Source organism: Paraburkholderia terrae (assembly GCF_002902925.1).
In the GTDB taxonomy this organism is placed as follows: domain Bacteria; phylum Pseudomonadota; class Gammaproteobacteria; order Burkholderiales; family Burkholderiaceae; genus Paraburkholderia; species Paraburkholderia terrae.
On sequence record NZ_CP026112.1, the window covers coordinates 648,018 to 672,461 of the forward strand.

Below are 24,444 nucleotides of genomic sequence, written 5' to 3' on the forward strand. Positions count from 1 at the left end.
CATGAATAGCACGCTTGTGGTTGTCGGCGCGTCGTATGCGGGTGTCCAGCTTGCGGCGTCCGCGCGCGAACTCGGCTTTGACGGCCGTATCGTCTTGCTCGGCGACGAGCCCGATGCGCCTTACCAACGTCCGCCGCTGTCGAAGGGCTTTTTGACGGGTAGCTTTGCGGAGCAGCGTTTACCGCTGCGTTCGCAGGCGTTTTTCGACGAAGAGAAGATCGAATGGATGCCGTCGACGCGCGCCACGCACATCGACCGCGAGCGTCGCGAGATCGAACTGCACGACGGCTCGCGCATCGCGTATCACCACGTTGCGCTGACGACGGGGGCGCGCGTGCGCAAGCTCGACTGTCCCGGTGCCACTCTCGATGCCGTTCACTATCTACGCGATCTGCGCGACGCAAGGCGTCTTGCGCAGACAACGCGCACGGCGCGACGAGCGGTTGTGATCGGCGGCGGCTATATCGGTCTCGAAGCGGCGGCGTCGCTGCGTCAGCAGGGACTCGAAGTGACGGTGGTGGAGACGGAGCCGCGTCTGCTTGCACGCGTCGCGTCGCCGTGGTTGTCCGGCTTCATGCTGCGTGCTCACACGGAGCATGGCGTCGCGTTCGAATTCGGACGCAAGGTGGTCGCGTTGCACGACGCGGATGGGAGCGTATCGGTTGAACTCGATGATGGCGTACGGCTCATATGCGAGCTCGTCGTGGTCGGTATCGGCGTGGTTCCGAATACCGAACTCGCCGCCGACTGCGGACTGAACGTGGCGGGCGGCGTCGTGGTGGACGCCTGCGCGCGCACCAGCGACCCGTCGATCGTCGCCGCCGGCGATTGCGCTTCGTTCGTCCCCCACTGGGCGCCGCCGGGTGCGCGCGCATGCCGCATCGAATCCGTGCAGAACGCAAACGATATGGCAAAGACGGCAGCGGCAACAGTTGTCGGGCGGTCGGAGCCGTATCGCGCGCTGCCCTGGTTCTGGTCCGATCAATACGACCTGAAGCTGCAGATGGCCGGCGTGAACGCGGGCTTTACCGACTACGCGATGCGCGGTTCCGTCGAAGACAAGCGTTTCTCGCTGTTCTACTTTCGCGACGACAAGCTGATCGCTGTCGATAGCATCAACCGGCCGCAGGATCACATGTTCGCGCGCAAGCTGCTCTCGAACGGCGCACGAGTTTCGGCGGAGGCGGTGCGCGATCCCGCATTCGATCTGAAAGCGCTCGCGAGCGGCGATGCGCATGCGCCACGGGGAGTCGTGGAATGAGCGCTGAAAAACACGACCGTCCTCTCGTCGGACTGGTATGCGACCGCTTCTTCGTCGGTGAACACGACCAGCATGGCGCGAAGCACAGCTATGTTCGCGCGCTGATGTCGGGTGCGAATGTCAGTCCCGTGCTGATTCCAGCATCGCGAGAGATCGAATCGGTAGATGCTTATCTCGACGGCGTGAGCGGGTTGCTGTTTCCAGGTGGCGCATCGAACGTGGAGGCGCGTAGATATGGCGGCGAAACAAGTCGCGACGTGCTCACCGATCCCGATCGCGACCACGTCGCGCTCGAACTGATGCGCGGCGCTGCGGCGCGCGGTATGCCCATTCTCGCGATCTGTCGTGGCTTCCAGGAAATGAATGTCGCCTTTGGCGGCACGCTCCATACGGACATCTACGCGTCCGGTCATTCGGAAGACCATCTCGAAGACCTCGCAGAAGATCTGCCTACCCGCTATCGATACCGCCACGAAGTCGAACTCGCGCCAGCAGGCATGCTGTCGACGCTCGCCAATGCGCAACGCGTGCGCGTGAATTCGCTGCATCGGCAGGGCGTTGCCGCGCTCGCGCCGGGCCTTGTCGTCGAAGCTCGCGCGCCCGACGGCCTGATCGAAGCGTATCGGCTGAACGGACACGACTTCGCGCTCGGCGTGCAGTGGCATCCGGAAGTCATGACGCAACACGACGCATTGTCGCGTTCGATCTTCGAAGCATTCGGCGCGAGTTGTCGCCGCTATCGTCATGCGGCGCAGCCCGCCACCGATCATCATGAGGGTTAGGACCATGTCAGCGGATCGCATCGACCTGAACCTGCTGCGCGTATTCGACGCGATATTCGAAGACCGCAATCTTGCTCTCGCGGGCAAGCGCCTGAATCTGAGTCAATCGGCGATCAGCCACGCGCTTGGACGCATGCGCCAGGTGCTCGGCGATGACCTGTTCGTGCGCACGGGCAAGGGCATGGAGCCAACGGTGCGCGCCGTCGGCATGGCTGCGCAGGTGCGCGGCGCGCTGGCGCAGATCAGGGCGGCGCTGGGCGTGGATGCATTCGATCCGCGCGTCGCGCAACGCAAGTTCGTCGTCGCGGCGAACGACTACATCACGTCGTTGGTGCTCGGGCGTTTGAGCCAACGGCTGCGCGCGGAAGCGCCGCTCGTGGACCTGGTGATCCGTCCATCGACGCGGCTCGATCTCGCAGGCCAGATCGACGTCGGCCGGATCGATGTGGCGATCGGCATATTCGCGGATGTGCCGACGCGCTTGCGGTCGGCGCAGTTGTGGGAGCAGACGGATGTGGTGCTGCTTCATCGAGACCACCCCATCGCCGAGCGCGCCGTTACGCGTGACGATCTGCTTGCTTATCCGCTTGTCGCCATTTCGCAAGGCGGCGAGGAAGAGGGCGCAGTGAGCGGCTTCATCATCGAGCGCGGGCTCGCGCGGCAATCGGAGATGTTCAACCGCGACGCGCTCAACCGCGCATTCGCCGATGGTGCCGACGTGCCACGCATGCGCATGTCGGTCGCGCATTCGCTTGCCATTCCCGCGCTGCTTCGTCACAGCGACATGCTCGCGCTCGTGCCGTCATCGCTTGGCCGTGAACTGGAGCGCTACGGCGAACTGAAAATGCACGCGACGCCTTACGAGTGCCACAACGCCGCCGTGCGCGCCGTCTGGCACGAACGCAACGACACGGACCCCGCGCTGCAATGGTTGCGGCACCAGCTTGCCGATGTCGCTCGGCAGGTTCGCAGCTGTTGATCCGGGCCGTGCAAGATCGGTATGCAAACAATTCACTGCGCGTGCGCCATGGCGCGCAATCTCGTCAACGTCGTCGAAACGGCCTGAAAACATAGGTCTTCTCGATTCAACCCGGGCGCATCGCGCGACGCTTGCCACGCCGCGCGAGGGGCATGTGCGCGCCACGTGCGTGCTTCGCCGGGTTGTTGACCATATCTGGCGCTCTTAATCTTGGCCCCCGATAGATCGGCGAGGCACGCGGCAAGCGCTGACGTGGCGACGCCGGCAATTCAATCCCATCAGTGAGGATGCAATGGAAGAGACCCGGACTGTCGATATACAAGCGCTCATCAACGAGCACCCTTTCTCCCGCTTTCAGTGGCTCGTATTTGCGATGTGCTTCGTCATCGTGCTGATGGATGGTTTCGATACGGCTGCGATCGGTTTTATCGCGCCTTCGCTGCTGTCGGAGTGGCATATCGGCAGGGCGGCGCTTGCGCCTGTGCTGAGTGCCGCGCTCTTTGGGCTCGCTTGCGGCGCCTTGCTTTCTGGACCTCTGTCTGACAGGTGCGGTCGACGCCTCGTGCTCACCTTGTCCGTGCTGCTGTTTGGCGTGGCGTGTTTCGCATCGGCTTACGCGCAGGATCTGGCCGCGTTGACGACGCTGCGTTTCGTCACGGGCGTCGGACTCGGTGCCGCGATGCCGAATGCCGTCACGCTGATGAGCGAGTACTGCCCCGACGGCCGGCGTGCCACGATCGTCAATCTGATGTTCTGCGGATTCCCTTTGGGTGCCGCCCTGGGTGGATTTCTCGCTGCATGGATGATTCCGCAGTTCGGTTGGCGCAGCGTTCTGCTGCTTGGCGGCGCAGTGCCGTTGCTGCTTGCCATCGTGCTCGCATTCAGGTTGCCGGAGTCGATCCGTTACATGGTGGCGCGACAGCAGCCGGTCGAGAAGATTCGCAACGTGATGGTTCGCATCAGCGCGGACGCGCGTTCTGCGCATGCTTTCGTCATGCGGGAATCCGTCAGGCATGCACCGGGGAGTGGCGGCATTCGTATCGTGTTGTCGCGTTCATTCATTCTCGGCTCCGTGATGCTGTGGCTGTGCTACTTCATGGGCCTCGTCATCTTCTATGGACTGGTCAACTGGATGCCCGTCCTTCTCAAGGATGCGGGACTGAGTCCGCAGCGCGCGGCGCTCGTATCCGCGCTGTTTCCGCTGGGCGGCGTGGGCACGGTGCTGTGCGGCATGCTGATGGACCGCTTCAATCCTAATCGCGTTGTCGCTGCCGCTTATGCATTCGGTGCGATCAGCGTGTATGCCATTGGCCAGGCAGTCGGCGATATCGGCCTGCTGATGTGCGCAGTGTTTATCGCCGGTGTGCTGGTGAACACCGCGCAGGCGTCGATGCCCGCTCTCGCGGCTGCATTCTATCCAACGGCGGGACGCGGCACGGGTGTCGCGTGGATGTTGGGCGTAGGGCGCTTTGGCGGCATCGCGGGATCGTTTCTCGTCGCGGAATTGTCGCGGCAGCAGGTCAGTCTGCCGGGCATTTTCACGGTCGTTGCGGTATCGGGCGCGGTCGCGTGCGTGGCCCTGCTGATCAAGCAGGCGACGTGTTCGAGCGCAGGTGTGCAGGATGTCGCGGAGGGCGAATCGCTCGCACACTAGCGGCGAACGATTGAAACGCGATGCGATTGCTGCGAGCCTCTGTTGAGGCTCGCAGTGCTTGTGCAGTTCAGTGTGCGGGCGGGCTGATGTCGTATGCAATGCGGCCCGAAGGCAAGAAGAACAGCGCGATCACCGCACCGCCTTTTGCCTCGGGAAAGTGATGGCTGCCTGGCGCGGGCGCGGTCCAGCCGCCGTAGCACCATCCGCTCGGGCCGGCGAGCGCGGCGCCTTCGTTGAGCGGCACGACGAGATTGAACTCGCCATAAGGATGCGAGTGGTAGTCGCCGCGAAACGCGCCTTCAGGGTTGTTCTGCGCATTGTCGGTACTGTCCATCAGCACCGCCGTGATGCTGAAATAGAACGTTTCCGCAGAAGGCGCGACGAGTCGCGCACGCCGGTACTTCGGGCCGGAAATCTCGACGTCGGCCGCCCAGCCTTCTTTTACGCCGAGCGTGATGAGGCGGGCGAGATCCTTGTACAGATCGCTATCGACGCCGTATTTCGTGTTGAGCCATTGCTCGACCTCGACGCCTGTGGTCATGTCTCTCACTTCTTCGAGAAATGGCAGACAACGTGCTACGAGCTGGTCTTTGGTGCTTGTAGTGGGGGTTTGAGACATTGCGTTTCCTCCGTGGATTGAGTGCCTTGCACGTCTTCTCCGCCGCGGCGATGCGCGCCTTCCGATGTGCGTGATGGCGGTTTCAAGATGCCATAGCCATACCGCTCGAAGAAGCGAAACTATTGCAAGTCCACAATGCACGTTATTCATAATGCGGTCGTTCGTCTTGAACGGCGCGAGATGGACCATGCGTTATCGCGTGCATGCCTAGGTTGCCGGTGTTGCATTGCGCGTTGTGAGAACATGCCGGTCCACAATGGTCACTGCATTTCCGCGCTATGCACTTCACCGGTTCCGATTTCTGGCGATTCCTTCCTCTCGTTCACGCAGGTGTGTTTGGCGCAACGGCTGTTGTCGGGCGCATGTTGATTGCGCGAACGAACCGACACGACGCCGTGTCGTTCTCGCGCGGCGATTCGGCGCACGACTTTGTCGCGCGATGCTTCTATTTCTGGCTGCCCGTCGTCGACGGTTTGCTTCTGTTGTTTTACGGCATCACTGGCGAACGCGGACAACTCGTCGCGCCATGGTTCGATCAGGAATGGACGCGGTGGATTGGCGTCGCGTGCATGGTTGTAGCGCTGATATGGGTGATTTGTGCTCAGGCCACGATGGGAACCGCGTGGCGAATGGGCGTCGATACTCGCACGCGAACTGAACTAATTACGACAGGCCCGTTCGCGCTGTCGCGCAATCCCATTTACCTCGGCATCCGCGCAACGATACTGAGCCAATTGCTAGTGGTGGGAACGTGGCCTGTGATGGTGATCTGGGCCATGTCCGAGTTGCTCGTCCAGATTCAGGTCAGGTTCGAAGAAGAGCACATGTTCCGGTTGCACGCGCAACGGTACGCCGACTACTGTTCGCGAGTCAGACGCTGGATTTGACATGCGATAGCTTCGCCGAATCGCGCTCGTCGATTCGGCGCGTTCAAGATTGGATTGAATACATTTCACGTTCGAATTTTTCATCGCGCTACGTGTGCGCTTCATATCCGTATCAGTAGATTTGTCCCGCGTATCGCGCTGTCGATAGAAGAATTGCCAACCGCTCGAATCGAATTCGAGTAGTAAAATCCTGCCGCTTTTTCCTCGTCGCTTCGATCTGCATGGAGGCGTTGAGGTTTTCCCCGTTGTTGCTTTTATTGTCCAACCCTAAGCTCGCCTGGCATGCACTTATACGGAGACGGTTAAGTTCGTCATCCGAAATAATGATTGACGGTCAAGGAGACTTCATGAAATACGGCAGGGTTGTGGCATTGGCAGCGGGGCTTTTCAGCGCGTCCGCATTTGCGCAAAGCAGCGTCACGCTGTACGGCGTGCTGGACACGGGCATCGAGTATGTTTCCCATGCAAATGCCGCAGGTGATCATGTCGTCCGTATGCCGGGCATCACGGGCGAATTGCCTTCACGCTGGGGGATACGCGGCGCCGAAGATCTTGGCGGCGGACTCAAGGCCGTATTCATTCTCGAAAGCGGATTCAACCTGCGCGGAGGCGATTCGGGGCAGGGCGGACGGCTGTTCGGACGACAGGCGCTCGTTGGACTCGAAGGGCCGTGGGGTTCGCTCACGTTTGGCCGTCAATACACGATGTCGTATTGGGCGATGTCGGATGCCGATATTCTCGGGCCGGACATTTACGGCATCGGCGCGCTGGATGCGTTCTTGCCGAACGCGAGAAGCGACAACACGGCCGTCTATAAAGGCAAGTTCTATGGATTCACATTCGGCGCATCCTGGTCGTTTGGACGGGACGGCGCGGGGACGGGCAATTCTCCGGGGCAGGGGACCTGCGCAGGACAGGTGCCCGGCGATGTGAATCAATGCCGCGAATGGAGTGCGATGCTGAAGTACGACGGCACGTACTTCGGTGTGGCCACAGCGTACGACGAACAACGTGGCGGCACGAATGCAGCGGCAAACTTCTTCGATGGCGTCGCGCCGTTTGCGATTCACGGCAGCGGCGACAAGGATGCGCGTCTGCAGGCGAACGGCTATGTGAATGTTGCGGGCGTGAAGCTGGGCGGCGGATGGATCGGCCGCCGCGTCGAATCGAACGGACCGGGCGGCGACGTGCGCTCGAATCTGTTCTACCTCGGCGCGCAATACTATGTGACGCCCGTGTTCGCTGTCGATGGAGAAGCCTACCGCGTCGTCGTCCAGCAGCAGGATGCACGCGCAACGTTGGCGAGCCTGCGCGCCACTTACTTCCTGTCGAAGCGAACGGCGGTTTACGGCAACGTCGCGTACCTGTGGAATAGCGCGCACGCGCGCTATTCCGTCAGCGCGGGCGGCGGCGGCACGACGCCCGCAGCGGGCATCGGCCAGCTCGGCGCGATTGTCGGTGTCCGGCATTCGTTCTGACGAGGCTGGCTGCAACGACAAACTTTGTCGCAAGAATTCACTGCGCCGGGTCCATGCGGCGGGGCTCCTGTTGCCTCGCTCTCTGCGACGACTGTGCAAATTACCAGACGGTCTCGAGATTTCGCGTGTACAGTGAAGTGTCTTTTGCCGTCTGCATCGGACGACGCGCTCGCTATGCGCGGCTTTTTATCAATCGAATCAAGACTTCAAGGAACGATCTGACTACCGTCATCCCCAAACCCAATGAGCCCGTCGAAGTTGCGCTTCGACGTTTCCGTCGTGCAATCCAGAATAATGGACTGATCGCGGAGTTGCGTGCGCGCACGGCGTATGAAAAGCCCACCACGGAGCGTAAACGCAAGAAAGCGGCCGCCGTGGCCCGGTTGCGCAAACAGATTCGCCGCGCGCTGCCGCCAAGGAAGATGTATTGACCCCGCGTCGTCAATCTTCGTGTGGCTTCTGAGGCGCTTGTCCGGCGAGTGGCGGCTCAGCGGAGCGGCTCGTTTCGATGACGTTGACTGGCGCCGGGTCGTGAAATACCCGGGCCAGTTCACTGAAACCTTGCAAATGTGGCGCACAGGTGTTAATGTGCCCCGAAGTTCAAGAAGTTCGATTGCTGTTCATCAATAGTTCCGTTGCCCCTCGGCGGTATTCGTTGTCCTCTCCCTCCTTGATCCTTTGGCTCCAAACTCTGGAGCGATAATCTCTTCACTTTTTCTGTTTCAAGGATTCGTATGGATACCGGTACTGTCAAATGGTTTAACGACGCAAAGGGCTTCGGCTTCATCTCCCCGGATAACGGCGGTGACGACCTGTTCGCGCACTTCTCCGAAATTCGCGGCGATGGCTTCAAGAGCCTCGCTGAAGGCCAGAAGGTCAGCTTCGAAACGAAGCGCGGCCCGAAGGGCGTGCAAGCTGCAAACATCACGCCGGTTTAAGGCGTAGCAGTGCGGGGCCCGATCGCGGCCCCGATTCGTTTTCTCCCCGAAGTCCACGCTCCACGTCTCCCGCACTGGCGCTTGCCAGTCGCATCTTAAACGGCGCGAAGCCGCCTCTGTCATGCTGGTTGCCGTCTCAGCGGCACATGCTTTCCAGGCGTGACTAATACAATTCAAAACATCAAAGACAAATGCAAAATTCAACAACCCAGCAATACGGGGGTTATACCGTACGTCCGTCTGCCCATTGCCTGCCCGATGGTCTGTTTTCCGCAAATCTGCTGCTCGAGCGCGATGGCGCGCGACGCGCACCGAATCAATACGAATTCTTTTCGCTCGACTATTTCGTCGACGAGGCCGACGCGGTCGATTACGCGCGAAGCTGGGCATGCCACTGGATCGACACTCGCGGTTGATGTGAACCGGTAGCAAGCCGAACGGACTTTGTAAGAGTCCTGATTCATCGTCCTCCGAAAAAAACACGCGCTCGAAACGCGTATCCAACGCGTGCGCGGGCAGTTCGGTACATATCGGACGACGGTTCTAGCTCATGGTCATTTGACAATCTGAATACTGCGAGCATCGCGTAAAGACGATCGCTTGCGAACCACGTCGCGCGCCGGTTCAATTCGCGAGCCGGCCAAGGTAGTACCCCAGTCGCTCTTCAACATCGCCCGGCTTGTGAAATCCTCGGGCGAGCAGCGCCTCGATGCCCTGCTGCGCCGCGGGCCGCCCGAGAGACGCGATACACGCATCCCATCCCGCCCCGAGTTCGACGTCCGGGGGCAAACTGGTGTTGACGAGGCGCTTGGTGGTAGCGATCGCCCACTTGTCGAACGCGGAGATTCGGGTCGCGAGCGCGTCCACATACGCGTCGAGCTCGGTATCGGGCAGAGCCCGGTTCACGTAGCCATAGGCCTCGGCCTTGTCGCCATCGACGTCTTCCGAACCCAGAAGCACCTCCAGCGCGCGATTACGGCCGATCAGCTGGGGCAGCCGGGCCATTGGACCACCGCCTGCGACCATTCCTACGCCGACCTCCCACTGCGAGATGATCGTCTTTTCCCGACTCGCGAAACTCATGTCACAGGCGAGCGTAATTTCGCTGCCATTACCCGTCGCCCGTCCGCGGATGAGGGCGATGGAGACGACAGGCGCACGTGACAGCCGCACGAGAAAGTCCGGCCACTGCGGCAAACCTGTGCGACCGGGTGGCAGAGCGGTTAGCTCGTCGAGCTTGGCCGTGAAATCCGAGTGATTCAGGAAGTAGCCGTCGACGGCACTGTCGAACACCACGACTTTCACGTGCTCGTCGGTTTCGAGAGCGTCAATGACTTCGTTGAACTGCTGGAGCATTTGCGGGCCCATGACGTTGATGGGCGGGTTGTCGATCGTGACGCGCCAATAGGCGGGGGAGCGCTGCGTAACTCTGATCTGAACGGGGTTCGTGGTCGCATTCATGGGTGACTCCTGTCGCCGGCATATGCAACGGGCGTGATGGCTCGCGTTGGATGGAAACTAGGCCTGCAAAACCTTGAGCAACTCTCTGGCTGTCGGGCCAGACGAAGCCGGATTCTGGCCCGTGATCAGGCGCCCATCGACAATGGTGAGTACGGCCCAGTTGGCCACTTTTTCGAAGTGTCCGCCTAGACGCTTTAGCTCATCCTCGACCAGGAACGGCATGACCTTGGTCAAGCCGACAGCTTCCTCTTCATCATTGGTGAAGCACGTGACGCGCTTGCCCTTGACGAGCGGTTGTCCTTCATAGGTAGCCTGTCGAAACACACATGGTCCGTGACAGACAGCGGCGACCGGTTTGCCGGCGTTGTAGAAATCTTCGATCAACGCGATCGAGTTCCTGTCATTGGTCAGATCCCACATCGGACCATGACCACCCGCATAGAAGATCGTGTCGTAGTCGGCCGCCTTGACGTCGGCGAGCTTGACGCTATTGGCAAGCACCTTTTGCGTAGCGGGATCTTTCTTGAAGCGTTGCATCGTATCGGTCTGATTGTCTGGATCGTCGCTTCGAGGATCGATGGGGGGATGGCCGCCTTTGGGAGAGGCCACGGTGACCTGTGCGCCGGCGTCCGTGAAGGCGTAGTAGGGCGCGGTGAACTCTTCCAGCCAGAAGCCGGTCGGCTTGCCAGTATCTCCAAGCACATTGTGCGAAGTCAGTACCAACAGAATTTTCATTTCAATCTCCGTTCGTTAAGGCCGATGTCTAATCGCGACATCGCCAGGGGATGGCATGAGGCGGAATTCGCCGCTATTGCTGACACGTTCAAGGAACGCTTGTATTCAAGTCCGACTGCCGGGTGCGCGCCATCGAACGATAGTTTTGCCGGATCATCCGATGGTATGAAGGGGGCTCCGCCGCTTACCGCAAAGCGGGTCAGCCTTTTCGAAGAACAGTTGTGGTGTGTCCGTCGGCGTTGAAAACTGCAGGCGTCCTTGTGCGAGTTGTTCCCCACACGAAAAACTGAATTGAACGCCACTCGATGCAACAGCCAGCCTGGCGCAAGTACAGTGTCGTCACCGGGTAAGCGGTACCCGGTCCTGTCGACAATCACCAATTTGGCAAGGTCGTTACCATGAGCGAATCTCGGCAACGGGTGTTCCTGATTACGGGGGCGAGTTCTGGGTTCGGGCGCGCTTTCGCGCAAGCTGCGCTGTCGGCTGGACACGTCGTTATCGGCACGGTCAGGAGCGAAGCGGCGAAAGCTACGTTCGAGCAACTGCAACCGGACCGTGCTCATGGTGTGGTCCTCGACGTAACCGATTTCGCCAAAATCGACGCGGCCGTTGCAGGCGTGGCTGAACGAACCGGACCGGTCGATGTACTCGTCAATAACGCGGGGTATGGTCACGAGGGCACGCTCGAAGAGTCTTCGCTCGATGAACTGCTGCATCAGTTCAACGTGAACGTATTTGGCGCCGTTGCAATGATCAAGGCTGTCTTGCCGTCCATGCGCATGCGCCGAACCGGTCACATCATCAACATGACATCGATGGCGGGCCTCACGACGTTTCCCGGCATCTCGTACTACAGCGGCAGCAAGTTTGCCCTCGAAGGAATTTCCGAGTCGCTGGCGCAGGAAGTTCGCGGCTTCGGTATCAGCGTGACGGCCGTCGCGCCGGGTTCGTTTCGCACCGATTGGGCGGGCCGCTCGATGGTGCGCTCTGAACGCAGCATCGCAGATTACGACGCCGTGTTCGATCCCGTTCGCCAGGCCCGCCAGGCGAAGGACGGCAGACAGGCGGGCGACCCGGACAAGGCTGCGCGCGTGCTGCTGGATCTCGTCGAACATCCCGATCCGCCCGTCCACCTCCTGCTTGGTAGCGATGCGTTGAGTGTTGTGCGACGTAAGCTATCCACGATGCAAACGGCGATCGACGCGTGGGAAGACGTAAGCCGATCAACTGACTTTTCGTAGGCTGTGCGTTGTCGGTTGCGCCCGCAAGCAGCAAGGCGACCGTCAAGCTTCATCGCCATCGCTAACGGCTTTCGTCGAGAACGATCCAGCTGACCGTGGCTAGCTCGCCGTTGACACCCAACGCGCTCAATACGCGGCGCGCAGCGCTTCATCGGCAACAGCGAGCCGCGACGCAATCGTCTTGATCAGAAAGCGGTGAAACTGCTGTGCGGTGACGGGATCTTCACGTTCGAGCGCGAGCAGTGTGGGCACCGACAAACGGTGAACGCGCGTGGGCGTTTCGGCGATCACATCGGCGCTTCGTGTGGTCTGCGTGTACACGGCCATTTCGCCGACCACCGTGCCGGGGCCGAACGAGCGCAGCCGCACGAGCCGGCCGTCGGGCAGCGGCAGCGAAACGGCGACGCGTCCGCGCTCGACGATATAAAGCGCGTCACCCGGCTCGCCGCGCAAAAACAGGTGCTGACCTGCGTCGAGATCGCGTACTTCGAGGCACTCGCACAGTCTTTCCAGTGCAGGGGGCGTGAAATGCGGAGCGAGTGTCGTGCGGAAATTCTGTTCCCCCGATGGCTGCACGGCGGAACCCGATCCGAGCAGCGTGTCTTCGATCCATTCGAGACCCGCATCGAGCGTGGCGAATTCGTGTATCCGCAAGTTCAGCGTACCCGTCCTCACGAGCAAACTGCGTGAGCGCGCGGGCAATGCGGTGAGCACGAGGTCGGCGCCCGATGTTGCGCACAGTTGCCGCAGCTTCACAAAAGCGATCGATACCGACGCATCCATACCGTTGGTCGATGCGAAGTCGAGCACGATGTAGCGCACGGGTACGGCATCTTTTGCTTCGAGCCGTTCGCGCACGCGTTGCAGAATCGAATTTGCGGTGCCGAAGAACAGAAAGCCCTGCAGGCACATCCCGCATAGCTGCGTGCCGAGTTCGCGCAAACGCGCGGCATCTTCGATACTGCGCTCGACTGTCGAGGTGCGCGTGGTCGCATCGAATGCCATGCGCACGCAGCTAACGCGTCCGTACAGCAGCGTGAACATCACACACGCGGCAATGACGCCCGCGATCACGCCCGCAACGACGCCATAGAGCGCCACGACGGCAAGCATGCCGGGCACGAGCGCGTACTCGTACCAGTTGAGCTTTGCATACGCACCGACCAGCCATTGCATCAGCAGCCGCAGCCCCATGAAAAGCTGCAGCCCGACCAGCACGGGGACGGGAAAGAGCGCCACCAGATCGGGCGATACCATGAGCGCAACAAGGCACGCTAGCGCCGCGAATACGCCCGCCATGCGGCTCGTCGCGCCAGCGCGCGCATTGAGCATCGAGCGGTTGTACGACTGATAGCCGACCATCCCGCCCAGCAACCCGCTCGCGATGTTGGCAAGGCCCGCCGCGCGCATTTCGCGGTTCAGGTCGACATCCTCGCCTGTTGCCGCGCCGATGGCCGTCGAGTTCATCAGGATCGTGATCGCCGACGCAGACGTCACGACGAGCGTCTCCGGCAGATGCGCCGCGATCGCGGCCCAGTCGATTGCACCATTCGCGAGCGGTGCGGGCATATGCATATCCGGGAAGAAGTGCAGCTTCACATGCGGCAGCAGCAGGCCCATGTTGCGCGCATCGTCGATGGAGAGCCCGGCGAAGTGCAGCGACAGATAGAACAGCACGACCCCGCACGCGAGCACGAACGGCAGCGCGGCAATGTGCTGCCGGCCGCGCGTGAAAACGGTTGTGAGCACGCCGATGAACAGCGCCGGCATCCACGCGAGCCAGTGCAGATGCGTGAGCAGGGGCAGGGTGTGCCACTGCGGCGACTGGCCCGTCAACACGCGGAATGCGCCCGCCAGTAGCAGATAACCGGTGCCCGCCAGAAATCCGCCGACCACGGGATACGGCAGGAACTGCAATGAACGGCTGCGCTTTGACGAACCGATCGCGTACAGCACGATGCCCGTCATCACCGAACACAGCGCGATGGCGATCAGTACAGTCAGAAGAATGGTTTGCGGCGAGCCGCCGTCGGCACGCACGCTGCTCGCGACGCCTGCCGCCACGCCCGCGAGAAATGCCGTCGCGTTGCTGTCCGGCCCGGCGATATTCAGGCGCATCGAACTGGTCAGCGCGATCACCAGTGCCGTGACGATGCAGCTGACCAGCGCGGTAGGCACGCCGAGTTCGGCGTAGCGCGCGAGGTCCGCGCTGAAGATCAGCGTGCCCAGGCTCATTGCGTAGCAGAGCATGACGAGCGTCGAGACGGCGCCCGCCGTCAGGTCGCCGAGCAGGCCGACGGTCGTCATGCGCGGTGCGGCAGCGCTTGCAGACTCGGACGCGGAACCTGTGGCACCTGGCTTCACGGCGCTCCCCCGGAACGCGCGGCGCCGGGCACAAGCGGGCGACCGCGCGATTCAGTATCCGCCGCCCGTCTCGCGACTGTCAAACCGTCGGCACGCGAGCGCCGGCCCCCGGATTTTCATGCTGATTCGAACGTCGGCTTCACTGAGCTATCGGACCTTCACGCGCTGATCCTGTCCGGCACCTCAGGATGTGTGCGCCGACGTCAGATTGAGTGCCAACGCTTGCGCCACTTCGATGCCGTCGATGGCCGCCGAATAGATACCACCCGCATATCCCGCGCCTTCGCCGGCCGGATACAGACCGTCGACGTTCATGCTTTGGAAATCGTCTTTGCGTCGAATCCGCAGCGGTGACGACGTGCGCGTCTCCACGCCGGTGAGCACTGCATCGTGCATCGCGAAACCTGCGATCTTCTTATCCATCTGCGGGAGCGCTTCACGGATTGCTTCGATCACGTAGTCGGGCAGCGCGGTGCTGAGATCGGTCGGGCGCACGCCCGGCTTGTACGACGGCACCACCGCGCCAAGCGACGTCGACGGCCGGCCGGCGATAAAGTCTCCGACCAGTTGACCCGGCGCGTGGTAATCGCCGCCGCCGAGTTCGAATGCGCGCTCTTCCCATTTGCGCTGGAACGCGATGCCGGCCAGCGGGCCGCCGGGATAGTCTTCCGGCGTGATGCCGACGACGATACCCGCATTCGCGTTGCGCTCGGCCCGGGAATACTGGCTCATGCCGTTGGTGACCACGCGGCCCGGCTCGGAGGTCGCCGCGACCACCGTGCCGCCAGGGCACATGCAAAAGCTGTAGACGGCTCGTCCATTACTGCAGTGATGGACCACCTTGTAGTCAGCCGCGCCGAGTTGCTTGTGGCCCGCAAACTTGCCGAAGCGGCTGCGATCGATCACCCCCTGCGGATGCTCGATACGAAACCCCAGTGAAAAAGGCTTCGCTTCCATATAAACGCCGCGATCGTGCAGCATCTGGAAGGTGTCGCGCGCGCTGTGGCCCACGGCCAGCACCACATGATCGCACCGCAACGTTTCGCCATTCGATAGCTTGAGCGAGCGCACCTTGCCCTGATCGATTTCGATGTCCTCGACCCTGGTTTCGAAGCGCACTTCGCCCCCCAGTTCCTCGATGTTGGCGCGCATTTTTTCCACCATGCTGACGAGGCGGAAAGTGCCGATGTGCGGCCGGCTCAGATACAGGATGTCGTCCGGCGCGCCCGCCTTGACGAATTCCTCGAGCACCTTGCGGCCATAGTGGTTCGGATCCTTGATCTGGCTGTATAGCTTGCCGTCGGAAAACGTTCCGGCCCCGCCTTCGCCGAACTGCACATTGGATTCCGGGTTCAGTACGGACTTGCGCCACAGGCCGAACGTGTCCTTGGTGCGCTCGCGCACGGCTTTGCCGCGTTCGAGGATGATCGGACGGAACCCCATCTGCGCGAGGATAAGTCCTGCGAACAGGCCGCACGGCCCCATGCCGATCACGACCGGGCGCAGGGAATCTGTGTGCTCGGGAGCCTTTGCGACAAAGTGGTACGCCATGTCTGGCGTCGGTCCGCAATGCGGCTTGCCGGCCATCCGCTTGAGCGCGGCCGCTTCGTCCTTGACTTCGACATCGACGATATAGGTCAGCTTGATGTCGGAGCGCTTGCGTGCGTCGTGCGCACGGCGGAATACGGTGTAACGGAGGAGCCCGTCTGCCGGCACGCCGAGATCCGCGAGGCGCGCGCGAATCGCGGCTTCGAGATCGCTCTCGGGATGGTCGAGCGGGAGTTTGACTTCGCTTAGACGTAGCATGAGTACTGAAATGTGATCACCACGGAATCGTGGCGGTGTTGAAACAGGTGGAGACCGGGCGGCGTTGTTCGCTACGTGGGCATCCCGGATGCAGAACTTCCATCGGCCGAAAAAGCTGTACGCGGGACTGCAAACTGACCAGGCCGGACAACTCAAGCAACTTCACGATGAGAAACTGAAGCGAGCATGTGTGGGGAAGGTCGTTCCGCCCCGAAGTCATCATCAGGCAAGCACGCGACCGGACGTACGATGACCGGGAGCACATGAAAGGGGCAAGCCTGGACGCCGAAACCCCGTGCCTCATAGACGCTGACGCGTCGCGCAAACCCCGGCCAGGCCGGGCACCCGGAAAATTTCGGGGAAATTCGACGGGTGACCCGTCGTTCCGGCTGCTTTCCGCCACCACGTCTCCAGCCCACCATTATAGCGGTGCGAGCGGGTGGCTTGTGCGAAGCCATACCCTGCGGGCGTGGCCGCGCCCATTGTTCGAGTTGACCAGCCTGAGCGCCTGTATATGCGTCGCGCAAAACACAGCCGCCAGAGGCAAAGGATCATAGCGACGTTCTACGCACAGTGTCGCTTTCCGGGGCGTAGGTCGAGTCTGTAGTTGGCTCATCAGGAGCGGCGCGGGAAGGAGTCCGCCGAGCCATCAGGCATGGCAGCGCGCTTCTGTCAAAATAACGCTCGGCCGTTTCGCTGACGCACCGTCGGCAGCGCCTCACAACTGAGCTTCCCGTCATGCGCATCTTCGGAATCAGCCTTTACGTCATCATCGCCCTGTTCTTTGCGGTGCATGCCGTGCGCAACCAGCAGAACATGTACTGGCTGCTGATCCTGTTTCTTTTCCCTGGCCTTGGTAGCGCGGTCTACTTCTTTGTCATTTACTTGCCCTCCCTGCGCCAGTCGCGTGGGGCGAGGACGGCAACGAGGGCCATTTCGCAGTTTGTCGATCCCAACCGGGCGGTGCGCGAGGCGCGCACGGATTTCGATCGCGCGCCGACCGTCGCGCATCGTATGCGTCTGGCTGCAGCGCTGCTCGACGCAGGAAATGCCGCCGAAGCCCTGGAGCATTATCAGGCAGCCGCCAGTGGGCCATTCTCATCCGATCCGGCTCTGCTACTGGGGCTGGCGCGTGCGCAGTTTGCCAACGGCAATGCTGCGGCCACGCTGGACGCACTGGAAAAGCTGTTCGCCGCCGATCCTCTCGCCCGCCGGCAGCCGGAGCCTGCCTTGCTGTACGCACGAACGCTGGCCGCGCTTGGCGCGCCGGGCACGCGTGCCGCGTTCGATATTGCGCTCGCGAGCGCAAGCGACGCCGCACCGCGTTGCCTGTACGCCGATTGGCTGGCCGGGCAGCCCGACGAGGCCGACCGCCAGCGTGCGCGCGAACTTTACGCTGAGATCGTTCACGATGCCAGGCATTGGCCACGCCACGCCCGCGAACATAACAGCGAGTGGCTGCAACGGGCCCAAGCCGCCCTAAGCCGATAATCCACGGGCGACCTTCGCAAGCGACGGGATGTGGGCATTCGGGCGTCTGTCCGCCCGAAAGAAGCGGCCATTCAAATTGTGGGACGGAAGGCGCTTCATCGGGTAAAGGCGACGGGTGGTGGCCCTGACTGCGCCACGCGGAAGCGTTCACGTAAGCGGTCATGCGGGTGCGGATGACTTATCGAATGGCTCCCGTCGGTAAACGCCGCAGGCTGCCCGATCTTTCGCGCCGTCCCCGGCGCGCCTGCTCCACGCAGCTGACCCAGATGGTGCGCGACCATCTCATCGGCGTGGAGACCGGGATTCGCGATCTGACGCGGATTCGAGAGGCGCTTTGCGAACTCAGCTTGCTCCGGCCGCACGGCTTGGCTCATCAGCACGCGACCTGGAACCCAAACGGTCACCGAAAATCCATCGAGACAACATGAAGGAGCAGAAAATGGGCATGGTCGTCAACAGCATTGCTTACCGGGCCGGTCAACGCCTGGGCGACGTCACCATCGATGACATCAGCGAGGTGTTGAAAGAGCCGGACACCTTCGTCTGGGTGGGCATCTGGGAACCTGACGACGAATTTCTGCGCAAGATCCAGGAGGAGTTCAGCCTGCATGACCTTGCCATCGAGGACGCGCTCCAGGCACACCAACGGCCCAAGATCGAGGCGTACGGCGATTCGCTCTTTATCGTGGTCAAGACCGCGCAACTCATAGATGGCGAAGTGCAGTACGGCGAGACTCACCTGTTTGTAGGGACAAACTTCCTCGTCACGGTTCGACACGGCGCCTCGTCAAGCTATGCCGCAATTCGTACGCGTGTCGAGGAGAATCCGAAGCTGCTGAGCAAGGGTCCAGGATTCGCGCTGTATTCGATACTCGACTTCGTGGTCGATAACTACGTGCCTATCGTCAGCCGGTTCGAGGAGGAACTCGACCGCATCGAGTCGGACATGTTCAAGTCCGACTTTGACCAGGTGGCAGTTGCGAAGCTATACGAGCTTCGGCGCCATCTCCTCAAACTGCGGAATGCCGCAGTTCCGATGGACGACATTTGTAATCAACTCATCCGGTTCCATGAAGATATTGTTCCGAAGGAATTGCGAGCTTATGTGCGCGATGTCCAGGATCACGCGCATCAGATAACGACCATCACGGACGACATGCGCGAGATGCTGACTAACGCCATGCATGTCAATCTGGCGCTCGTGTCTGTGAGGCAGAACGAGGTCGTCAAGCGACTGGCCGGGTGGGGCGCTATCCTCGCGGTTCCAACGGTGATCTTCAGCCTGTATGGGATGAACTTCGAGAGCATGCCCGAACTGAAAACTGCCTGGGGCTATCCGGTGACATTGTTTGTCACGGCTGCGGGTTGCCTTGTGCTGTTTCGGAAACTCAAGTACGAGCGTTGGTTGTGAAAGTCACTCTATCTGACCGAGGATGTTCGAACATATCGCGTGGGGCGACATAGACAGAGCGTGCAGACGGTAGCAAGCGATTGATTGATTGGACACGCGCTCAGTGCGGTACGTCAAACCCGATCGCACCCAAGCCAACGTCGCACAAAGCTCACGACAAGTCCACTTGCGCCTGCTTCGCCGTAACCAACCGGGCACAACACGGCACAAGACAAAGCAGAGCAGCCAACATCCAGAACGCCCCCGGCAGTCCCACTCCATTCGCAACAAACCCCACACCCGCCGGGCCGACGAGATTCCCCGCATAACCGGTCGTCGTGATCGCGACGACAGCGAGCGCCGATGGCATCGCGCGTTGCGAGCCCGCCTGGCGAAACAGCACTGGCACCACGTTCGATGCGCCAAGACCGATCAACAAAAAGCCTGCCATCGCAATCGCAGCGCCCGGGGCGGTCAACAGAACAACAAAGCCGCCCATCGCTACCCATCCACCCCAGAACACCATGGCGCGGTCTCCGACGCGTGCGGTCACCGCGTCGCCGCCCAGACGGCCGGCCGTCATCGCAACCGAGAAAATCATGTAGCCCACTCCGCCCTGCGCTGCAGCCACCAGTCCAGCGCCCGTGATCAGCAGCGCGCTCCAGTCGAGCAGTGCGCCTTCGACAAGAAACGTAATCGCTGTGAGACCGGCAAGCACCAGCACGATGCCGCGTGGCGCGACGAATAGCGGACCTTCTTTCGCGTGTGCCGTTTCGATCAGCCGTGACCTTGCATAGGCGATCGCGCCGAGCATCAGTACGGCGCATAGCAACGTGCTTTCGAGCGGGCCGATGTGCATCGAAAGAAGAAAGGTCATCACCATCGATCCCGCAAAGCCACCGATGCTGAACAGCGCGTGAAACCCCGACATCAATGGCCGGCCCTCCGCCCGCTCGACATCGATCGCGTGGATATTCATCGCGACGTCGAGCGAACCGAGCGACGCGCCGAACGCGAGCAAAGCAATACCCAGTGTGAGCGGTGTGCTGACAACGGTCAGAAACGGGAGGACCACGGCCAGGGCGAATCCTGCCACGACGATGATCGGCTTGCTGCCGTATCGCGCGCTGAGCGCGCCTGTGATCACCATCGCGATGACCGATCCGAGGCCGAGGCAAAGCAGCAACAGGCCGAGCACGCCGTCATCGACGCCAAGCCGCTGCTTGGCGAAGGGCACGAGCGGCGCCCAGCACGCGACACCGAATCCGGCCACGAGGAAGGCAAGGCGCGTCGCGAGTCGGGCTGCGGGGCGGTCGAACGTCATTGTCACGGGTGTCCTGAATGAGTTGGCCGCGCGCTCACAGGCTGGCGGGCGGATCGGCCTTTACAACCGATGGGCCGGATTTCGACAAGGCCGTACGCTCCGCGCGCGGCAGGTCGTGTTCGACGATCACGCATTCGATCGCCTTGAGCGTGGCGACCCGATGAGGCGCGCGCGCATTGAACTTGTCGGTAAGCGCGAGTACCACGCTGTGCTCGCTGGCCGCAAGGACCGCGCGTTTGAACGTCGCGTCGGCGAGACCGAATGCGCTGATCCCGCTCTTCGGCGATATCGCGCACGAGCCGATGAAGCATCGGTCGATATTCAACTGGGCGATGGCCTCCACCGCGCTCGCGTCGACGCATCCGCCCACGGCCGTATCGACCGATCCACCGATCATGATGAGCTGCAGATCGGAGCGGCGAAGCACGGCAGCGGCGATGTCGACGGAATTGGTCGCCACGGTGAGTTCGCTTTCCTCTGGCAACACGTCGACGAGCGCGAGATTGGTGCTGCCGCTGTCGAGGAACAGGAGTTCGCCGGATTGAATCAGCGGCACGGCTGAACGAGCCAGCGCCGACTTCCGCTCGCGTGCCAGATCCATGCGGGCCGCCATTGGTGCGGATGCGGGCGTGATCGGCAACGCGCCGCCATAGACCCTGCGGCAGCGGCCTTCCGATGCCAGCGCGCGGAGGTCGCGACGGATCGCGTCTTCCGAAATATTGAATTCAGCAGCGAGCGCGGCGGCGACGACAGGCTGGCCTTGGGCGAGCCGGTTCGCGATCTCGTCGCGTCGTGCGAGGGGGATGTCGTCGTTCATGTCCGAATGATATCGTGCATGAACGAGAATGTAAACGTGCATAAACGTGCATTATTCGTTCAACGCTTCGCGATGAAAAAAAGCCGGCGTCGCTATTGCGACGCCGGCTCCTCGGAAATGTCGAGCCGCAAATTCTGATCCGCGTTCTATTTCATCATGGGATTCGAAGCTTCCGCACGATCGGCCTGACGATCGACATCGAGCGCATCAGGACGCCGGCCTTCATACGCATCGTCAAGCAACCGGCGGATCGCATCGGGCTCCAGCGGCCGTGGATTCGGATAAGCCGACAACAGCGACGCCGCCGCAACGCGGTCGAGATCGGCGTGTGTCACACCGAGCGATTTCAACGAAGTCGGCGCGCCCAGCCGTTGCGCAAGATCGAACAGACCCTGCGCCGCATCATCCGCGTTCAGCGCCTTCGCAATGCGGTCCATTGCGGCAGGCGCGGCCGCCGCGTTGTACGCGACGGCATGTGGCAGCACGACCGTATGCGTTTCCGCGTGCGGCAGATTCAAAATACCGCCCAGCGTATGGCACAGCTTGTGATGCAAGCCGACGGACGTTGTCGCGAGTACAGAGCCCGCCAGCCACGCGCCGTAAAGGCATGCGTGGCGCGCTTCAAGATCGATGGACTCTTCGACGATCCTGGGCAGACCTTCACCCAGCGCGCGTATGCCTTCTCTCGCCATCAACGACGTGATGGGATTGGCGTCGTCCGCGTACAGGGCTTCGACGCAATGCGCAATCGCGTTGATGCCGCTTGTCGCACTCAGGCGTGTGGGCAATGTAAGCGTCAGCAGCGGATCGTAAATGACGACGCGCGGCAGCACACGCAGATCGCGGCCCGTCTTCTTTTCCCCGCGCTCGGTGATGCCGTAAATCGGCGTCATTTCCGAACCGGCGTAGGTGGTCGGCACCGCGATGACAGGCAAGCCCGATTCGAGCGCGATCGCTTTTGCGAGTCCGATTGCGGAACCGCCGCCCACGGCGACGACGCAATCCGCGCCGATGAACTGTGAGCATTCACGCGCTTCGCGAGCGATCTCGATTGGCACGTGCATGACGGCCTTGGGAAACACGCCGGCGCAGCGCCCGCCTAGCTGATCGACGACGGCATCGGCCAGGCCGCGCTGCTCGGGCGTGCAGACAAGCAGTGCATGATTGACGCGCAGCGTGCGCAACTCGTCGGCGAGTTTGTCGAGGCTGCCTGCACCGAATACCACGCGCCCCGAGAGTGGGGCATAAACGAATGAATCTGCTCGCATCGCAATTCCTTTGAGGTGAGGCTCAATCAGCGCTGCGTTGACGCCGCGCCATGAGCGAGAAGAAATCGTTCCATCAGGCTGAGCGTTGCCGCGGGCGTTTCGACGTGCGGGTAGTGTCCCGTTCCCGCCATCACGTCGAGCTGCGCGCGGCGATACCATTGCAGCGTGGATTGCCGCGCGACATGTTCGGATTGCGTCGGGTCGTGCTCGCCTACCAGCACGAGAATCGGCGCATCGAGTTCTGCGACGTCGCGGCTTATGTCGATGGTGCTCGCGTCGCGCGCATAGCCCGTGAGTGCATCAGCGCGGATATGCGACCATGTCGCATCGACGAGCGCACGCACGAAGCCCTTCGTGTACCGGTGCGCCGTGCCCGTGTCGACGAGTGCTTCACGCATTTCGCGTGAATGGCCAAGCGCGTCGAGTTTGCGCAGCCTCTCCGGATCGGCGCTTGTGCCTCGTGCATTCATACCCGCGATCGACACGATGGCATCGACATGATCCGGCGACGCGACTGCAAGCATTTGCGCAACCAGCGCGCCGCTCGAGTGGCCCGCGACGGCAAAGCGCGTCCAGCCAAGACGAGCGGCCAGCGCCTGCGCATCCACAACCACGTTCCGCAACGTGTAGCCAGGCGGCGCGTGCAGCGCATCGCCATAACCGCGATAGTCGAAAGTCGCGTATTCGAAGGCGTCGAGGTCCGCATACGCAAGCATCGAATCGAAAGTGTCACGGTCGCCGAGCAACCCATGAAAAAGCAGTACCTTGCGCGGCCCGTGGCCGGTCAGCTTGAATGCGTGCATGGACGGGCTCACTCGAAGGGCATGTACACCTGCAACCAGAAGCGGTTTCCTTCTGGACGATTGCGCACCAGCGTCTCGCGCTGATATTTGAATGCGACCGCGATCTTGCGCGTCATGTAGCCGATGAACGGCCCAACGCCGAGTACCTGTCCGCGATTGCCATTGCCGTTGACGACCTGGCCATGCTGCATGTCGTCCGTCATTTGCCGGTAGTAATAGCCGCTCACGCCGATCTGCCACGCTTGTGTCAGCTTGAATGCGGCGTTGTAGTCGACGATGAATTCCTGGCCCGATCGATAGTCGGTTGCGTTGTTGATCGTGTTGAATTCATACAATGCGCGCGCGCTGAGTTCGACTCTTTGCGTGGGGAACCAGGTGAGCGCATAGGTCGGCTCGATCGAGTAGTAGTGGCGGCCCGGATTCGCGAGGCGGTTGACATCGTAGCTGCCCGTAGGGAGAAAGAACTCGAGGCCCGCGACCTGATGCAGGTCGCCGTTGTGCCAGCCGAGCATGACGGGTGCGAACACAATATCGGACAGGCCGGCCGCATGACTGCTCTTGTACACGTCGCCATGAGGCGTATGGGCGTCGAAATGAATGTCGATATTGCAGAAAGGAATGTTGGCGCGCGTCTCGATCGTCGCGCCCAGCAGCGATAGTCCCCGCCACACATGCGCGACACGCACGGCGGCCGCCTGCGCATGCAGCGAGAAATTCGACACGTTGCCAACGGCATTCCCCGAGTTGTCCTTCAACGAAGTGGACTCGTAGGCCGCGAGATACAGATAGCCGTAAGTGCCGGGCGGAGGCTGCACGCCGGGCGTGATGGTGTTGACGCCGATCGGATAGTTGGTGCCGCCGTTTTCCGTTGCGTTGGCGCCGCCCGACAGCAGCGCACATTGAATGACAGCGGCGGCGATAAAACGTCCACGACAACTGCAATGGAACATGGCGTTCCCCTTGTGTTCGAACCCAGTCAGATCGTCAACGTCGCATCAGCGATGCATGCAGCCGCCGCGGGCAATACGAGGCCCAAGGCGCGCTGAGGCGCCTTGAAAACCTGCTGTTCGCGGTTCAGGCGAGCTTGCCGGGCAACGGTGGTGCGTCCGCGTTACGCGGTGGATGCATGCTCGCGATCAGACACTA

General features: G+C 61.6%; 23 protein-coding genes. 13 read left to right on the plus strand and 10 right to left on the minus strand.

The genetic code is table 11. From position 1 onward, the window contains the following. The first annotated feature begins 1 nt into the window (after position 1). The 4 genes from C2L65_RS19065 (at position 2) to C2L65_RS19080 (ending at position 4,676) form a co-directional block, all read left to right on the plus strand. Positions 2 to 1,261, plus strand: a complete 1,260-nt coding sequence (locus C2L65_RS19065) for an NAD(P)/FAD-dependent oxidoreductase (protein ID WP_042304571.1) — start codon at positions 2 to 4, stop codon at positions 1,259 to 1,261. Further along, the gene (locus tag C2L65_RS19070) at positions 1,258 to 2,043 is read left to right on the plus strand and encodes a gamma-glutamyl-gamma-aminobutyrate hydrolase family protein (protein ID WP_042304570.1); all 786 of its coding nucleotides are present in this window, start codon (positions 1,258 to 1,260) and stop codon (positions 2,041 to 2,043) included. The genes C2L65_RS19065 and C2L65_RS19070 overlap by 4 nt, the downstream gene beginning before the upstream one ends. A gap of 4 nt (positions 2,044 to 2,047) precedes the next feature. Next, positions 2,048 to 3,022, plus strand: coding sequence for a LysR family transcriptional regulator (locus tag C2L65_RS19075; RefSeq protein ID WP_042304569.1), 975 nt, complete (start codon positions 2,048 to 2,050; stop codon positions 3,020 to 3,022). A 292-nt stretch (positions 3,023 to 3,314) separates the two neighbouring features. After that, entirely contained in the window at positions 3,315 to 4,676 is a 1,362-nt protein-coding gene (locus tag C2L65_RS19080) for an MFS transporter (RefSeq protein ID WP_042304568.1), read from the plus strand. 67 nt (positions 4,677 to 4,743) lie between these two features. On the opposite strand, the gene C2L65_RS19085 is transcribed toward C2L65_RS19080, so the two are convergent. Beyond that, positions 4,744 to 5,295, minus strand: coding sequence for a 4-hydroxylaminobenzoate lyase (locus C2L65_RS19085; RefSeq protein WP_042304567.1), 552 nt, complete (start codon positions 5,293 to 5,295; stop codon positions 4,744 to 4,746). A gap of 362 nt (positions 5,296 to 5,657) precedes the next feature. On the opposite strand from C2L65_RS19085, the gene C2L65_RS19090 reads away from it, so the two are divergent. The 5 genes from C2L65_RS19090 (at position 5,658) to C2L65_RS19110 (ending at position 9,014) form a co-directional block, all read left to right on the plus strand. Continuing rightward, on the plus strand, positions 5,658 to 6,182 hold the full coding sequence (locus C2L65_RS19090) for a methyltransferase family protein (RefSeq protein WP_229513754.1): 525 nt from the start codon (positions 5,658 to 5,660) through the stop codon (positions 6,180 to 6,182). A gap of 347 nt (positions 6,183 to 6,529) precedes the next feature. Beyond that, the gene (locus C2L65_RS19095; RefSeq protein WP_042304749.1) at positions 6,530 to 7,660 is read left to right on the plus strand and encodes a porin; all 1,131 of its coding nucleotides are present in this window, start codon (positions 6,530 to 6,532) and stop codon (positions 7,658 to 7,660) included. Between the two features lie 218 nt (positions 7,661 to 7,878). Beyond that, a complete protein-coding gene (gene rpsU / locus C2L65_RS19100) occupies positions 7,879 to 8,091 on the plus strand; it encodes a 30S ribosomal protein S21 (protein ID WP_081920737.1) in 213 nt (70 codons plus the stop codon). A gap of 303 nt (positions 8,092 to 8,394) precedes the next feature. After that, positions 8,395 to 8,598: a cold-shock protein gene (locus tag C2L65_RS19105; RefSeq protein ID WP_007580847.1), complete on the plus strand. Its 204-nt coding sequence runs from the start codon at positions 8,395 to 8,397 to the stop codon at positions 8,596 to 8,598. A gap of 191 nt (positions 8,599 to 8,789) precedes the next feature. Beyond that, a complete protein-coding gene (locus C2L65_RS19110; protein ID WP_042304564.1) occupies positions 8,790 to 9,014 on the plus strand; it encodes a hypothetical protein in 225 nt (74 codons plus the stop codon). Positions 9,015 to 9,222: 208 nt separating this feature from the next. Here C2L65_RS19110 and C2L65_RS19115 read toward each other — a convergent pair whose 3' ends face one another. Both C2L65_RS19115 and C2L65_RS19120 read right to left on the minus strand, forming a co-directional pair. After that, positions 9,223 to 10,059, minus strand: a complete 837-nt coding sequence (locus C2L65_RS19115; RefSeq protein WP_042304563.1) for an enoyl-CoA hydratase/isomerase family protein — start codon at positions 10,057 to 10,059, stop codon at positions 9,223 to 9,225. Between the two features lie 57 nt (positions 10,060 to 10,116). Beyond that, positions 10,117 to 10,794 (minus strand): type 1 glutamine amidotransferase domain-containing protein, encoded by a 678-nt coding sequence (locus C2L65_RS19120; RefSeq protein WP_042304562.1) that lies wholly within the window; start codon positions 10,792 to 10,794, stop codon positions 10,117 to 10,119. 398 nt (positions 10,795 to 11,192) lie between these two features. Between C2L65_RS19120 and C2L65_RS19125 the strand changes: the two genes are divergently transcribed. Continuing rightward, positions 11,193 to 12,035 (plus strand): oxidoreductase, encoded by an 843-nt coding sequence (locus C2L65_RS19125; protein WP_042304561.1) that lies wholly within the window; start codon positions 11,193 to 11,195, stop codon positions 12,033 to 12,035. Positions 12,036 to 12,161: 126 nt separating this feature from the next. Here the strand turns inward: C2L65_RS19125 and C2L65_RS19130 are convergent, their stop codons facing one another. Together C2L65_RS19130 and C2L65_RS19140 are read right to left on the minus strand one after the other, a co-directional pair. Next, positions 12,162 to 14,342 carry a SulP family inorganic anion transporter gene (locus tag C2L65_RS19130; RefSeq protein WP_042304560.1) on the minus strand — a complete coding sequence of 727 codons (2,181 nt, stop codon included), beginning with the start codon at positions 14,340 to 14,342 and terminating at the stop codon, positions 12,162 to 12,164. Positions 14,343 to 14,582: 240 nt separating this feature from the next. Beyond that, on the minus strand, positions 14,583 to 16,205 hold the full coding sequence (locus C2L65_RS19140; protein WP_042304558.1) for an NAD(P)/FAD-dependent oxidoreductase: 1,623 nt from the start codon (positions 16,203 to 16,205) through the stop codon (positions 14,583 to 14,585). Between the two features lie 738 nt (positions 16,206 to 16,943). Here C2L65_RS19140 and C2L65_RS19145 point away from each other — a divergent pair. The 3 genes from C2L65_RS19145 to corA all read left to right on the plus strand — a co-directional run bounded on the left by C2L65_RS19145 (position 16,944) and on the right by corA (position 19,107). Beyond that, positions 16,944 to 17,696: a membrane protein gene (locus C2L65_RS19145; protein WP_042304557.1), complete on the plus strand. Its 753-nt coding sequence runs from the start codon at positions 16,944 to 16,946 to the stop codon at positions 17,694 to 17,696. Between the two features lie 173 nt (positions 17,697 to 17,869). Beyond that, complete coding sequence (locus C2L65_RS19150) at positions 17,870 to 18,124, plus strand: hypothetical protein (protein WP_156132206.1); 255 nt, start codon at positions 17,870 to 17,872, stop codon at positions 18,122 to 18,124. 11 nt (positions 18,125 to 18,135) lie between these two features. Continuing rightward, complete coding sequence (gene corA, locus C2L65_RS19155) at positions 18,136 to 19,107, plus strand: magnesium/cobalt transporter CorA (protein WP_042304748.1); 972 nt, start codon at positions 18,136 to 18,138, stop codon at positions 19,105 to 19,107. A gap of 151 nt (positions 19,108 to 19,258) precedes the next feature. On the opposite strand, the gene C2L65_RS19160 is transcribed toward corA, so the two are convergent. From C2L65_RS19160 to C2L65_RS19180, 5 genes are all read right to left on the minus strand, one after another. After that, the gene (locus C2L65_RS19160; protein ID WP_042304555.1) at positions 19,259 to 20,410 is read right to left on the minus strand and encodes an MFS transporter; all 1,152 of its coding nucleotides are present in this window, start codon (positions 20,408 to 20,410) and stop codon (positions 19,259 to 19,261) included. Positions 20,411 to 20,444: 34 nt separating this feature from the next. After that, positions 20,445 to 21,227 carry a DeoR/GlpR family DNA-binding transcription regulator gene (locus tag C2L65_RS19165; RefSeq protein ID WP_042304747.1) on the minus strand — a complete coding sequence of 261 codons (783 nt, stop codon included), beginning with the start codon at positions 21,225 to 21,227 and terminating at the stop codon, positions 20,445 to 20,447. A 146-nt stretch (positions 21,228 to 21,373) separates the two neighbouring features. Then, positions 21,374 to 22,495, minus strand: coding sequence for a maleylacetate reductase (locus C2L65_RS19170; protein WP_042304554.1), 1,122 nt, complete (start codon positions 22,493 to 22,495; stop codon positions 21,374 to 21,376). 26 nt (positions 22,496 to 22,521) lie between these two features. Further along, a complete protein-coding gene (locus C2L65_RS19175; protein WP_042304553.1) occupies positions 22,522 to 23,298 on the minus strand; it encodes an alpha/beta fold hydrolase in 777 nt (258 codons plus the stop codon). An 8-nt stretch (positions 23,299 to 23,306) separates the two neighbouring features. Next, the gene (locus tag C2L65_RS19180; protein WP_063769770.1) at positions 23,307 to 24,248 is read right to left on the minus strand and encodes a SphA family protein; all 942 of its coding nucleotides are present in this window, start codon (positions 24,246 to 24,248) and stop codon (positions 23,307 to 23,309) included. Positions 24,249 to 24,444 lie beyond the last annotated feature (196 nt).

Bases quoted from the DNA above. Each gene is read 5' to 3' on its own strand.
- C2L65_RS19115 (WP_042304563.1), bottom strand. From the start codon at position 10,059: ATGAATGCGACCACGAACCCCGTTCAGATCAGAGTTACGCAGCGCTCC.
- C2L65_RS19170 (WP_042304554.1), bottom strand. From the start codon at position 22,495: ATGCGAGCAGATTCATTCGTTTATGCCCCACTCTCGGGGCGCGTGGTA.
- C2L65_RS19160 (WP_042304555.1), bottom strand. From the start codon at position 20,410: ATGACGTTCGACCGCCCCGCAGCCCGACTCGCGACGCGCCTTGCCTTC.
- C2L65_RS19180 (WP_063769770.1), bottom strand. From the start codon at position 24,248: ATGTTCCATTGCAGTTGTCGTGGACGTTTTATCGCCGCCGCTGTCATT.
- C2L65_RS19140 (WP_042304558.1), bottom strand. From the start codon at position 16,205: ATGCTACGTCTAAGCGAAGTCAAACTCCCGCTCGACCATCCCGAGAGC.
- C2L65_RS19065 (WP_042304571.1), top strand. From the start codon at position 2: ATGAATAGCACGCTTGTGGTTGTCGGCGCGTCGTATGCGGGTGTCCAG.
- C2L65_RS19105 (WP_007580847.1), top strand. From the start codon at position 8,395: ATGGATACCGGTACTGTCAAATGGTTTAACGACGCAAAGGGCTTCGGC.
- C2L65_RS19175 (WP_042304553.1), bottom strand. From the start codon at position 23,298: ATGCACGCATTCAAGCTGACCGGCCACGGGCCGCGCAAGGTACTGCTT.
- C2L65_RS19145 (WP_042304557.1), top strand. From the start codon at position 16,944: ATGCGCATCTTCGGAATCAGCCTTTACGTCATCATCGCCCTGTTCTTT.
- C2L65_RS19070 (WP_042304570.1), top strand. From the start codon at position 1,258: ATGAGCGCTGAAAAACACGACCGTCCTCTCGTCGGACTGGTATGCGAC.
- C2L65_RS19130 (WP_042304560.1), bottom strand. From the start codon at position 14,342: ATGACGACCGTCGGCCTGCTCGGCGACCTGACGGCGGGCGCCGTCTCG.
- C2L65_RS19150 (WP_156132206.1), top strand. From the start codon at position 17,870: ATGACTTATCGAATGGCTCCCGTCGGTAAACGCCGCAGGCTGCCCGAT.
- C2L65_RS19075 (WP_042304569.1), top strand. From the start codon at position 2,048: ATGTCAGCGGATCGCATCGACCTGAACCTGCTGCGCGTATTCGACGCG.
- C2L65_RS19080 (WP_042304568.1), top strand. From the start codon at position 3,315: ATGGAAGAGACCCGGACTGTCGATATACAAGCGCTCATCAACGAGCAC.
- C2L65_RS19090 (WP_229513754.1), top strand. From the start codon at position 5,658: ATGTTGATTGCGCGAACGAACCGACACGACGCCGTGTCGTTCTCGCGC.
- C2L65_RS19095 (WP_042304749.1), top strand. From the start codon at position 6,530: ATGAAATACGGCAGGGTTGTGGCATTGGCAGCGGGGCTTTTCAGCGCG.
- C2L65_RS19110 (WP_042304564.1), top strand. From the start codon at position 8,790: ATGCAAAATTCAACAACCCAGCAATACGGGGGTTATACCGTACGTCCG.
- C2L65_RS19120 (WP_042304562.1), bottom strand. From the start codon at position 10,794: ATGAAAATTCTGTTGGTACTGACTTCGCACAATGTGCTTGGAGATACT.
- C2L65_RS19085 (WP_042304567.1), bottom strand. From the start codon at position 5,295: ATGTCTCAAACCCCCACTACAAGCACCAAAGACCAGCTCGTAGCACGT.
- C2L65_RS19125 (WP_042304561.1), top strand. From the start codon at position 11,193: ATGAGCGAATCTCGGCAACGGGTGTTCCTGATTACGGGGGCGAGTTCT.
- corA (WP_042304748.1), top strand. From the start codon at position 18,136: ATGGGCATGGTCGTCAACAGCATTGCTTACCGGGCCGGTCAACGCCTG.
- C2L65_RS19165 (WP_042304747.1), bottom strand. From the start codon at position 21,227: ATGAACGACGACATCCCCCTCGCACGACGCGACGAGATCGCGAACCGG.